The following is a 12,464-nucleotide window of genomic DNA, read 5'->3' on the forward strand; positions in this document are numbered from 1 at the left end:
GGACCGGCCCATTCTTTGCGACACCAAGGTCTTTCAGTACGGCGACGCCATCGCCATGGTCTGCGCCAAGACCAAGGCCCAGGCCGAGGCGGCCGCGGCCAAGGTCAAAGTCGATCTGGAAGAGCTGCCATCCTACATGAGCGCTCCGGCGGCCATGGCCGAGGACGCCATGGAGATCCATCCCGGCACGCCCAACGTCTACTATGTCCAGAAGATCGCCAAAGGCGATGAAACGGGCCCGGTCTTCGACAAGGCCGACGTGACCGTGGAGGACAATTTCTATGTCGGCCGCCAGCCGCACATGCCCATCGAGCCGGACGTCGGGTTCGCCTATCTGAACGACGAGGGCAAGCTGGTCATCCATTCCAAATCCATCGGCCTGCACCTCCATCTGTACATGATCGCTCCCGGTCTGGGCGTGGAGCCCGACAATCTGGTCATGGTCCAGAATCCAGCCGGCGGCACCTTCGGCTACAAGTTCAGCCCGACCATGGAAGCCCTGGTGGGCGCGGCCACCCTGGCCACAGGACGGCCCTGCTTCCTGCGCTACAACTACAAGCAGCAGATGCAGTACACGGGCAAGCGTTCGCCCTTCTTCATCAATCTGAAGTTCGCCGCCGACAAGGACGGCAAGATCCTGGGCATGGAGAGCGACTGGTCCGTGGACCATGGCCCGTACTCCGAGTTCGGGGACCTGTTGACCGTGCGTGGGGCCCAGTTCATCGGCTCGGGCTACGACATCGCCAACATCCGGGGCGAAGGCCGCACCGTTTGCACGAACCACGCCTGGGGATCGGCCTTCCGGGCCTATGGATCGCCCCAGAGCGAATTCGCCTCGGAAGTGCTCATGGACGAGTTGGCCGAAAAGCTGGGCATCGATCCCCTGGAACTCCGCTTCAAGAACGTCTACCGTCAGGGCTCCAAGACTCCAACGGGCCAGGATCCCGAGGTCTACAGCCTGCCGGAGATGATCGACATCCTGCGTCCCAAGTACCAGGCGGCCCTGAAAAAGGCCCAGGCCAATTCCACGGCCGAGGTCAAGCGCGGGGTGGGCATTTCGCTGGGCGTGTACGGTTGCGGCCTGGACGGCCCGGATTCCTCCGAGGCCTGGGTGGAACTGAACCTGGACAACACCGTGACCGTGTACTCCTGCTGGGAGGACCACGGCCAGGGTGCCGACGCCGGGGCCCTGGGTACGGCCCATGAAGCCCTGCGTCACGCCGGCATCGGTCCGGATCGGATCCAACTGGTCATGAACGACACCAGCAAGGCTCCCAACAGCGGACCGGCCGGAGGCAGCCGCTCCCAGGTGGTCACCGGCCAGGCCATCAAGGCCGGAGCCGAGGCTCTGGTGGCGGGCATGAAGAAGCCTGACGGCGGTTTCAGGACATACGACGAGATGGTGGCCGACAAGATTCCGGTCAAGTACACGGGTAAATGGACGGCCCCGGCCACGGCCTGCGACGAGAACGGCCAGGGCGCCCCGTTCGCGGTCTATATGTATGGGCTGTTCATGGCCGAGGTGGCCGTGGAACTGGCCACGGGCAAGACTGCGGTCGAGAAGATGACTATGGTGGCCGACGTCGGCAAGATCAACAGCCGTCTGGTCGTTGACGGTCAGATCTACGGCGGTTTGGCCCAGGGCATCGGCCTGGCCCTGACCGAAGACTTTGAGGACATCGAGAAGCATTCAACCCTGGTCGGCGCGGGCTTCCCGTACATCAAGCAGATTCCCGACGACATGGAGATCGTCTATGTCGAGTCTCCGCGACCAGAAGGCCCGTTTGGGGCCGGCGGCGTGGGCGAGCTGCCCCTGACCTGTCCGCACGCGGCGGTCATCAACGCCATCAAGAACGCCTGCGGGGTGCGCATCACGGCCCTGCCGGCCCTGCCCGAAAAGGTTCTGGCCGGTCTCAAGGCCTAGGCCCGACCTCGGGACGAACACGAGCGACGGACCGGGGGGATCACTTCCCGGTCCGTTTTTCATTGGAGGAGGCCATGGACCAAAACGAACTCCGAGCCCTGGAGGCACGTTGTGTTCAGGAGGAACCGCCCTGGTGCACGGCGACCTGCCCCCTGCATGTGGATGCCCGGTCATTTCTGGCCCGGGCCGCGGCCGGGGACTGGATCGGGGCCAGAAAGGTCCTGGAGCGGACCATGCCCTTTCCCGGGATTTTGGGCCGAATCTGCGACCAGCCCTGTCGGACGGCCTGCAAGCGGGGACTGGCCGGGGAGGCCCTTCACATCGGCGACGTGGAGCGGGCCAGCGTCGTCTTCAGCGGGGCGCAGACCAAGCCCGTGGTCCTGCCTGCGCGGGGAAAGGCCGTGGCTGTGGCCGGAACCGGCCTGGCCGGGCTGATCGCGGCTTGGGATCTGGCTCGCAAGGGGTACGTGGTCCGGGTTTTGACCGGCCCGTCCCCGTTGGACTCCTTGCGCCGGGAATTCGGTTCCCTGGTGCCCGGCCCGGAGTTTGAGGAGGCCCGTCAGGCCTTGGAACGCCTGAAGGTCCGCTTCGAAGACGTCGAGACCCTGGCCGAGGCCCTGGATATGGCGACGGATGTGCCCCTGTTCATCGACCTAGGCGACCCGTGGGCCGCGGACTTGGCTCCGGGCGGCCCTGTGGAGGCTTCGACTCTGGCCACGGGCATCCCTGGGCTCTTTGCCGGGGGAGGGGAGGTCTCGCCGGTGGCGCGGGCCGCAAGCGGCCGCCGAGGGGCCACGAGCATGGACCGCCTGGCCCAGAAGGTCAGCTCCTCCAAGGGCCGGGAAAAGGAGGGCCCCTTCGAGACCCGCCTGTTCACCAGCCTGGAAGGTGTCGAACCCCTGCCGGCCGTGCCTGTGCCCCTGGGCGGGTACGACCTGGACCAGGCCCGCGAGGAGGCCGTGCGCTGCCTCCAATGCCAGTGTCTGGAGTGCGTCAAGGCCTGCGCCTATCTGGAGCGTTTCAAGAGCCACCCCGGCCGCATGGTCCGCCAGATCTACAACAACGAGGCAATTGTCATGGGGCACCGTCTGGCCAACCCCATGATCGATTCCTGCGCCCTATGCGGTCAATGCACGGCCATCTGCCCTCACGACTTTCCCATGGCCGAAATCTGTCTGGAGGCCCGGGAGGGCATGGTCCGGCGGGGCAAGATGCCGCCATCGGCCTTCGAGTTCGGCCTCATGGACATGGAATTCAGCCTGGGGCCCCATTTCTCCCTGTTCCGGAACCGGCCGGGCCGGACGACCTGCACGTATCTCTTTTTTCCCGGCTGCCAGCTCGGCGGGTCGGCGCCCGACCAAGTCCGGGCCGTGTACCTCTGGCTGAACGAGGTTCTGGACGGAGACGTGGGTCTGGGCCTGTCCTGTTGCGGGGCTCCGGCCCTGTGGGCCGGGCATCGGGAGCGCTTCGAGGCCGCGCTGGCCGAGACCTCCGGCCACTGGGAGGCCATGGGCCGGCCGGTCATGGTCACGGCTTGCCCCACCTGCCTGGACATGTTCAAAACCCACGCGCCCCACCTGCCGATCATTGACCTGTGGTCGGTGATCATGGACCATGGGCTGCCCCAAGGATTCGAACCCCGTCCCGGAACCTGGACCGTGCACGACCCCTGCGCCTCCCGGGATTGGCCGGAGCAGCAGGAGCGCTTCAGGAGCGTTTTGGCCCGGACCGGAACGGAACTGGATGAAGCCCGGTATTCGCGGGAGCGGACCCCGTGCTGCGGCTTCGGGGGCCTCATGTGGAACGCCAACCCCGATTTGGGGCGGGAAACGGCCCGCCGGGTGGCCGACTCTGGGGAGCGGATTCTGACCTATTGCGCCATGTGCCGGGATCGGGTGGCCCGGGCCGGGGCCACGGTGGTCCACGGTTTGGACCTTCTTTTCCCCGGCACCGGAGCCATAGGGACGCCGGGTTTTTCCGACCGTCAGGAGAGCCGATCCGCCTTGAAGCGGCGGCTTTTGGCCGAAATCTGGGAGGAGGACATGGACGAAACCAAGGCCGAACTGGAACTGCTCATGGACGAGGAGGTCTCCGAACTCCTGGAGAAGCGACGTATCCTGCGCTCCGACGTCCGGCAGGTCATCTTTCGGGCCGAGGAGAGCGGCCGCAGGCTGCACGACCCGGCCACGGGCCGTTTTCTGGCCTCGCTCCGGCCGGTGCGGGTCACCTATTGGGTGGAATACGCGCCCGAGGGCCGGGCCTTCCGGGTCTTCAACGCATACACCCACCGGATGGTGGTGGATGGAGCGGGATCATGACCACATTGAGCTTTACCCCGGAAACCGGCTGGACATGTGGGCGCTGCGGCCGGGAACTCGAACCGGCTATGCGCGAGATCGAGTACCTGGGCAGCACCTTCCAGGTGGAACTTCTGGCCTGCGAGGAGTGCGGCCTGACCTTTGTGCCCGAGGATTTGGCTTTGGGCCGAATGCACGAGGTGGAGATGCTTTTGGAGGACAAGTGACCAAGGGCCCGGCCCATGCTCCGAACTGGCCCGAGGCTCTGGGCCGGGTGACCGGAGGGCCCTGGAGGCCGGGAGGAACGGGTCTCACGGACCGGGCCTTGGACATCCTGCGGCCAAGGCCGGACTGTCTATGTCTGGATGTCGGCTGCGGGCCGGGACACACCGTGGCCCATCTGCGGGCCGCGCACCGCTTGCGAGCCCTGGGGCTGGATCGCTGGGCCTGGCCCGGAGCCCGGGAGGCCGGACCCCTGGTCCAAGGCCTGGCCGCTCAGATTCCCCTGTGCTCCGGTTGCCTGGATCTGGTCCTGGCCGAGTGCGTTTTGTCCCTGGCCGGGCCCCTGGACAAGGTGCTGGAGGAGATCGCCAGGGTTCTTCGGTCCGGGGGCGGATTAGCCGTCTTGGATTTCGTCTCCCAGTCGGGAGGAATCGGCTCCCGGGCCGGGTTCGAACCGAGTTGCTGCCTAGCCGGGGCTCCGGACCGGGAATCCTGGGAACGGGCTTTGGCCAAGGCCGGTTTTCGACTGCTCGCGCAGGAGGACCACAGCCTGGAACTCAAGCAACTGGCCGCCCGGCTCATCCTGGCCCACGGGTCCATCTCGGCCTTTGCAAAGGCCTTGGGCCCAGACAACGGGGGTGGCTGCCGGATCCCGGCCCGGGCCGGGTATCATCTTTTTGTCGCCGTCAAGGAGAATGGTCATGGATGCTGAATCGTTGGACGTCCTGCGACTGGCCGGACAAGGTCTGTGCTGCAGCCAGATTCTGGTGGCCCTGGCCCTGGAGGACCGCGGCGAGGACAACCCTGCCCTGATCCGGGCCGTGGCCGGGCTGTGCAACGGTGTCGGCGACTGCGCCCAGACTTGCGGGGCCCTGACCGGAGGGGCTTGCGTTTTGGGCCTGTATGCCGGGCCGAGCCCGGGTCGTCCGGCTCACGACCGATTTCCCCTCATGCTCCAGGAATTGACCGAGTGGTTCGGCCGGGAGGCCGTGGCGGGCTGCGGAGGCGCCCGGTGCCTGGACATCCTGGGGCCCGGGGGCTGCGGCCACCCCGATGCGGAGCGCTGCGGCCGTCTGGTTCTGGCCGTGCGGGCCAGGGTGTTGACCATTTTGGTCGACAACGGTCTGGACCCAACCGGGAAGGACGATGAACCCTGAGAGCGGCGCCGTGATTCTCCGCCGGACCGAAAGCCTCTGCCCCGAGTGCCTGGCCAGAATTCCGGCCCAAATCGAGATCCAGGGGGACGATGCCGTCCTGGCCAAGACCTGTCCCGAGCACGGGGAATTCCGGACCGTGGTCTGGCGGGGTCGGCCCCGCCTCGTTGACTGGTCCCGGCCCAAGATCCCGTCCCGGCCGACCCGGCCCGCGACCCGGGTGGACAGGGGCTGCCCGTTTGACTGCGGCCTGTGTCCCGAACACGGCCAGCATACCTGCACGGCCCTGCTGGAGATAACCGAACGCTGCGACCTGGGCTGCCCGGTCTGCTTTGCCGAATCCGGTTCTTCCGGTTTGCCCGATCCGAATCTGGAGACCGTGGCCATGTGGTTCGATCGGGTCATGGAGGCCTCGGGCCCGTGTAACATCCAGATTTCCGGGGGCGAGCCGACCATGCGTCCGGATCTGGAGGCCATCGTGGCCATGGGCCGGGAGAGAGGCTTTGGCCTGCTTCAACTGAACACCAACGGCCTGCGTCTGGCCGCGGACTCCGACCTGGCCGGGCGGTTGCGAGAGGCCGGGCTTGATTCGATCTTTCTCCAGTTCGACGGCCAGGATGAAGGCGTGCAGCGACGAATCCGGGGCCGGGACCTGCGGACGGAAAAGGCCAAGGCCGTGGAGAACGCCATCAGGGCCGGTCTGGGCGTGGTTCTGGTGCCCACCGTGGTCCAGGGGCTGAACGACGGCCTGCTCTGGGACATGATCCGCTTCGCCCTCGAGGCCGGCGAAGGCGTCCGGGGAGTGCATTTCCAGCCCATGAGCCATTTCGGACGAGTGCCCCCGGAACTGGCCGGCATCGAACGCCTGACCCTGCCCGAACTCATGACCGGCCTGGAGGAACAGAGCCAAGGGCAAATCCGCATCGAGGACTTCGCTCCCCCAGGATGCGAGCACTCCATGTGCTCCTTCCACGCCGTGTATGTGCGCGACGGCAGGACCGGTCTCGGACGCCGGTCCGGGTCCAGGACGGCCTGCTGTCAGGCCCCCCGGCCGGCAGCCGAGGGCGCGGACCGCTCCAAGGCCTTTACCGCCCGGCAATGGTCGGCTCCGGAGACCGGGGCAGGGGACGGCTTCGCCCTCATCCGCAACCGGATATTCTCCATCTCGGCCATGGCCTTTCAGGACGCCTGGACCCTGGACCTGGAGCGGCTCCAAGGCTGCTGCATCCATGTGGTGGCCCCGGACGGACGACTGGTTCCCTTTTGCGCCTGGAACCTGACCTCGGTCCGGGGGCAGGCTCTGTACCGGGGCCGGCAGGGGTGAGCGGTCCCCTGGACGACTGGGCGATCGAGGCCCTGGGTCTGTCGGCCATGCCTCCGGCCGATACCGAGGCCTTGCGCCGGGCCGTCTTGGAGGCCCTGGCCGAAACGGCCGAGCGGGCCCGGTCTTCCAGCCCGTACCATGGCCGGATCCTGCCCGAAAACGTGAGCCGCGTCCTGACCGAAGGCCCCGGTCTGGTTGGGCTGCCCCTGCTGACGGCCGACGAGCTTGTCCGCCATGGGCAGGATATGGTCTGTCTCCCTCTGGACGGGGTGGCCCGGGTAGTCAGCATGGGCACCTCGGGGAGCACCGGCCGGCCAAAGCGGCTCTTCTTCTCCGACCGGGACCTCGAGCGGACCATGGAGTTCTTTCGCCACGGCATGCGGCCCATGGCCGGGCCCGGAGACCGGGTGCTCATCCTTTTGCCGGGCCGCAACCCGGACGGGGTGGCCGACCTTCTGGCCCGGGCACTGACGGGTCTCGGGGCCGTCCCCGTTCTGCCCGAGACTTTGGATCTGCCCAGGGCCGTCCAAGCCCTGGACAGGGGCGCTCGGACCGTGGTCGGGGCCCCGGTGCCGGTCCTCCAATTGGCCGAGTCCCGACCCAAGGCCGGGGTTCAGGACGTGCTCCTGTGCTGGGACCGGGTGCCGTCCTCCCTGGTCCGCCGTTTGGAGGCGGCCTGGGACTGCCGGGTCCTGACCCATTACGGGACCGTGGAGACCGGCCTGGGCGGGGCCGTGGAGTGCGCTCCAGAATCGGGCCTGCATCTGCGCCTGCCCGACCTGGTGGTGGAGGTGCTCGACCCGGACAGCGATCAGCCCTTGCCCGAGGGCGAATGGGGCGAGCTGGTCGTGTCCACGCCGCGTCGGGAAGCCATGCCGTTATTTCGTTATCGGACCGGAGACTTGGGCCGCATCCTGCCCGGGGCCTGCGCCTGCGGCAGTTTTCTGCCGCGATTGGATCGGGTGCGGGGCCGATTGTCCGATGTGTGGCCCAAGGCCCCCTTTCCGGGCCTGAATCGTCTGGACGAGGTTCTGTTCGATCTGCCCTCGGTCTGGGATTTCCAGGCCGAACAGACCAATGGAGAGGGCGCCCTCCTGCTGCGGCTGACGGTCAAGCCCTCTCCGGGGGCTGAGCCGGGGCTGAACGAGCTGGTCTTGAAGACTGTCCAGAGGCTGGACCCGGAAAACGGGCTTGAAATCGTTGTGGCTGTGGAGGATTTTTCATCTTTGTCCTGGAAAGGGGCAAAGAGAACGTTCAACAACGGATGAAACATGGAACAGGTTGTACGACTGCTGAACGAGGAGCTGGCGGCCGGGCGACCGGCCGTATTGGTCACGGTCATTGGCCGAGCCGGCTCGGCCCCCCGGGAGCCGGGATCCAGGATGGCGGTGACCCAAAGCGGGGTCTTTGCCGGGAGCATGGGCGGAGGGCCGGCCGAGGCCGGGGCTCTGGCCATGGCCGCCCGGATTTTCGAGACAAACGAGGCGGCCCGGATCATCCGTCAGGACCTGTCCGGGCCCCAGGCCGCCGAGGCCGGCATGATCTGCGGCGGGAGCATTGACGCCCTGCTGGAGAAAATCCAAGGTCCAGCCGATATCGCCCTGTTTGGCTCCCTGGCCCAGGGTTTGTCTCAGGGCCAGAGCATGATCGCCGGAACGCTTCTCGGCCAGGTGGACGAGAGCGGACTCTGTTCCCGGGCCGAACGGTTTCTGATCGTGGAAGGCCGTCCCGCTCCGGGTTCGGCCGATCCCGGAGCCGAGACCGAGGCCCTTGTCGCCTCGGCCAAGAAAGTCGGGCCGGGCGGCCTGGTCCGACTGCCCTCGGGTCTGTGCTTCGTCGGCCAGGTCCGCGAGCAGGGCACGGTCTGGCTCATGGGGGCCGGGCACGTGGCCGTACATGTGGCCGCCCTGGCCAAGACCGTGGGTTTCCGGGTGGTGGTCATGGACGACCGGGCCGATTTTGCCAACACCGAGCGTTTTTCAACGGCAGACCAAGTCCTGGTCCTGCCTGATTTCAACCGGTGTTTCCGGGATCACGGTTTGGGGCGGGAATCCTATATCGTCATCGTCACCCGGGGGCACGAGTACGACCGCACGGTTCTGGCCCAGGCCCTGCAGACCCCGGCCCGGTATGTGGGCATGATCGGCAGCCGGAGCAAGCGGGAGGCCATCTATGCGGCCCTGCGGCGGCAAGGGGTGGCCGATGACGTTCTCTCTCGCGTCCACAGCCCCATCGGTCTGGGCATCGGGGCCGAGACTCCGGAGGAAATCGCCGTGAGCATCGTGGCCGAACTCATCCAGGCCCGGGCCGGGAAGACCTCGTGAGCGGCGCCCTGGCCGGAGTGGTCCCGGCGGCTGGGTTTTCCAGCCGCATGGGCCGGTTCAAGCCCTTGGTCGATCTGGGCGGGAAAACGGCCCTGGCCCGGGTTGTGGACTGTCTGCGCCAGGCCGAGGTCGAAAACGTGGTCGTGGTAGGCGGACACCAGGCCGGCAAGGTCCGGGCCGAGGCTTCCCGTCTGGGGGCCGACTTCGTTTTCAACCGCGAGTTCGCCTCCGGCATGCTGACCTCCATCCAGGCCGGAGTCCGGGCCCTACCCACGGAGACCGAGGCCTTTTTCATCCTTCCCGTCGACATCCCCCTGGTGCGGCCCTTGACCCTCAAAGCCCTCCTTCATGCCCGGAAGGAATCAGACGCAGCGGTACTCTGCCCGGTGTTTCAGGAATCGCCCGGCCATCCGCCCCTCATCTCCAGGGAATTGATCCCGGCCATTCTGGCCTACGACGGACCGAACGGCCTTGGAGGCCTGTTCGACTCCCTGGGCGATCGAGCGCGAGGCATCGGGGTCTGGGATAGAAACATCCTCTTGGATATGGACCGGCCCAAGGATCTGAAGGTCCTCCGGGCCCGTCTGGCCCGGTACGGAGTCCTCGACCGCCACGAGGCCTGGACCCTGCTGAACGACATTCTGGACATCCCGCCCCAAGGCGTGGCCCATGGCCGGAAGGTTGGCGAAACGGCCCTTCTGCTGGCCAAGGCCGTGAACCAGGCCGGGGGAAATGTGGATCCGGAGATGGCCATGGCCTGCGGACTGCTCCACGACCTGGCCAAGGGGCAGCCGAATCACGAGGAGGCCGGGGCCGGGATGCTGGAAGACATGGGCCTTCATCCCATGGCCCGGGTGGTGGGCCGACATCGGGACGTGCCCCCACCGGTCGACGGACGGCTGGACGAGGCCGCCCTGGTCTGTCTGGCCGACAAGCTCGTGCGCGGTCCGGAGCGGGTCGGCGTCAGACAGCGCTTCGAGGAAAAGCTGGCCGTGATTAAAAAAAAGAACCCGGATGTCAATGAACAGGAATACCGGGACCGTATCGCTTATGAAATCAAGATCATTCTGGATATGGGATTTCCCGGATATTTTCTGATTGTGGCGGATTTCATCGCCCATGCCCGGAAAATCGGGGTCCCGGTGGGGCCGGGCCGGGGATCGGCTGCCGGGTCCATGGTGGCCTATGCCATGGATATCACGGCCCTGGATCCCATTGAGCACGGCCTGATTTTTGAGCGGTTCCTGAACCCTTCCCGGATCTCCATGCCCGATATTGACGTGGATTTCTGCATCGAGGGCCGGGACAAGGTGTATCACTACACCATTGACCGGTATGGGGGGCCGGAATATGTCTGTCAGATCATCACCTTTGGAAAACTTAAAGCCAAGGCTGTCATCCGGGATGTGGGACGGGCTTTGGGCGTGCCGCTGCCCGAGGTGGACGAGATCGCCAAGCTGATTCCGGACGGGGCCAAGAACCTGACCAAAGCCCTGGAGGAGGTGCCGGCCATCCGGGAAATATGCAACAGCTCAGAAGACAAGACCCAGATGCTGGAAACGGCCCTGCTTTTGGAAGGGCTGCCCCGGCACGCCTCCACCCATGCGGCCGGTGTGGTGGTCTCGGACAAGCCCCTGAACGAATACCTGCCGCTGTTCCGGGGCAAGGAAGGAGAGACCATCACCCAGTTCGACATGAACTATGTGGAAAAACTGGGGCTGGTGAAGTTTGATTTTCTGGGACTCAGGAACCTGACCGTCATCAAGAACTGCCTGGAACTGATCGAAAAACAGGGCAAGCCGGTGCCGGATATGGACCATCTGGATTTTTCAGATGACAGCACCTTTGCCCTGCTCCAGCGGGCCGACACTACCGGGGTGTTCCAGCTGGAAAGTTCCGGCATGAAAGAACTGATCAGCAAACCGTGGCAAAGCCCGTAAATCAGACCGTTGCAACAACAGATCTTGCCGATTTCGGAATCCATGGTCCGGGTCAGGAGCCGGCGAAAACCGCCGGGCCTGGTCAGCCGGCCGAACCGCGGATCAGCTCAGGGGCCGCACGACGCGACGGCATGGGGATCGAGCCGTCGGCCGCACCAGGGCCCGAGCCCCTGATGCGGAGCCAGGGGCTCAGTGAATACGGCGGGTTGCTTTTTCTGCTGCCGCTTCTGGAGCAGACGAACATTGTTGCCGCGATCGTCGGCGCGGAACAGTTCAAGGGACGCTCGCTGCGCTGGTTTCTCCATGCCCTGGCCCTGCAGCTGCTCCCCCTCCAGGCACACGATCCGGTTGCCTTGGCGTTTTGCGGTCTGCGGCCGGACGACCCCATGCCGGGCAGGGATGAACCGGGCCCGGATCAGCGGGAAAAGCGGCTGCTGGCCCAGTGGCGGCTGACACTTGTCGAGCGGCTGGCCGAGCTCATGCCCCACGACCAGCGGCAGATGGACCCGGAGCGGATTCTGCACAAGGTCTGCCACCGAAACGCGCGGATAATCGCCGATCCGGGCTGGATCGAGGTGATTTTCTCCCTCCGTGAGGTGGTCACCGAGGTCCGGCGGGCGGGTTTGGACCTTGATCCGGGATTTATTCCCTGGCTTGGAGTGGTCATGAAATTTTATTACGAATGACGGTTGACCAGGCTGTTGTGGGTTGACGGCCGATTGCCGAACCCTTCTTGACGGTAAGCGATGATGCAGAGTTCCTGGGAACAAAACGCAAGCAGAGAAATAAACAGGGAAGTCGGCCTGCTGGCCGGTCGTCTTGCCGAATTTCTGCGGGAAAAATTCGCTGACCACGAAAAGGGCCTGGAAGGATCGTTGCGTTTTCTGGAGCATGCCTTTGCCGGCGTTGCCGAGGGGAAATCCCTGGAACAATGGCGGGAACCGCTGTTTGAGCGGATCGATCCAACGGCTGGACATCCCCTGCATCTGCTGCTGTGTGGCTTCGGCTTTTCGCCCTGTGAGGCGGATCTGCTGCTTCTGGCCGGCATGGCCGAGGAACACGAGGGCTTTGCCGATATTTTTCGCACGCTGCATCCCCGCAACCAACCCTGGCCCACGGTTGGGCTTGCGGCCCAGTTTCTCTGCGCCGGAGCTGGGGAGCGCATTGCCCTGCGAAAACTGCTCACCGTTGGGCCGGCGGTGCGTGCCGGGGTCCTCAAGCTGGATGGCGACGAGCCTTTTTTCCTGCAAAACCTGATGGTGAGCGAGATGCTCTGGCC

At 65.7% G+C, this 12,464-nt stretch carries 10 protein-coding genes; all 10 read left to right on the forward strand.

The window, feature by feature from the left end; translation table 11 throughout:
* Window positions 1-1,924: aldehyde oxidoreductase (locus EOM25_09040; protein ID NCC25327.1), on the forward strand; the 1,924-nt coding region annotated here is incomplete at its 5' end.
* Window positions 1,925-1,998: 74 nt separating this feature from the next.
* Entirely contained in the window at window positions 1,999-4,242 is a 2,244-nt protein-coding gene (locus tag EOM25_09045) for a hypothetical protein (protein NCC25328.1), read from the forward strand.
* Window positions 4,243-4,276: 34 nt separating this feature from the next.
* Window positions 4,277-5,155 carry a class I SAM-dependent methyltransferase gene (locus EOM25_09050; protein NCC25329.1) on the forward strand — a complete coding sequence of 293 codons (879 nt, stop codon included), beginning with the start codon at window positions 4,277-4,279 and terminating at the stop codon, window positions 5,153-5,155.
* Window positions 5,145-5,600, forward strand: coding sequence for a C_GCAxxG_C_C family protein (locus EOM25_09055; GenBank protein NCC25330.1), 456 nt, complete (start codon window positions 5,145-5,147; stop codon window positions 5,598-5,600). Before EOM25_09050 ends, EOM25_09055 begins: the two co-directional genes overlap by 11 nt.
* Window positions 5,590-6,921 carry a radical SAM protein gene (locus tag EOM25_09060; protein ID NCC25331.1) on the forward strand — a complete coding sequence of 444 codons (1,332 nt, stop codon included), beginning with the start codon at window positions 5,590-5,592 and terminating at the stop codon, window positions 6,919-6,921. Before EOM25_09055 ends, EOM25_09060 begins: the two co-directional genes overlap by 11 nt.
* On the forward strand, window positions 6,918-8,189 hold the full coding sequence (locus tag EOM25_09065; protein NCC25332.1) for a phenylacetate--CoA ligase family protein: 1,272 nt from the start codon (window positions 6,918-6,920) through the stop codon (window positions 8,187-8,189). The genes EOM25_09060 and EOM25_09065 overlap by 4 nt, the downstream gene beginning before the upstream one ends.
* 3 nt (window positions 8,190-8,192) lie before the next feature.
* Window positions 8,193-9,245: an XdhC/CoxI family protein gene (locus EOM25_09070; protein ID NCC25333.1), complete on the forward strand. Its 1,053-nt coding sequence runs from the start codon at window positions 8,193-8,195 to the stop codon at window positions 9,243-9,245.
* Window positions 9,242-11,185 (forward strand): HD domain-containing protein, encoded by a 1,944-nt coding sequence (locus EOM25_09075; GenBank protein ID NCC25334.1) that lies wholly within the window; start codon window positions 9,242-9,244, stop codon window positions 11,183-11,185. The genes EOM25_09070 and EOM25_09075 overlap by 4 nt, the downstream gene beginning before the upstream one ends.
* Window positions 11,186-11,316: 131 nt before the next feature.
* Window positions 11,317-11,871, forward strand: coding sequence for a hypothetical protein (locus tag EOM25_09080; protein NCC25335.1), 555 nt, complete (start codon window positions 11,317-11,319; stop codon window positions 11,869-11,871).
* Window positions 11,872-11,931: 60 nt separating this feature from the next.
* On the forward strand, window positions 11,932-12,464 hold a 533-nt coding region (locus EOM25_09085), incomplete at its 3' end, for a hypothetical protein (protein ID NCC25336.1).

The organism is Deltaproteobacteria bacterium (assembly GCA_009929795.1).
Taxonomy (GTDB): domain Bacteria; phylum Desulfobacterota; class Desulfovibrionia; order Desulfovibrionales; family Desulfomicrobiaceae; genus RZZR01.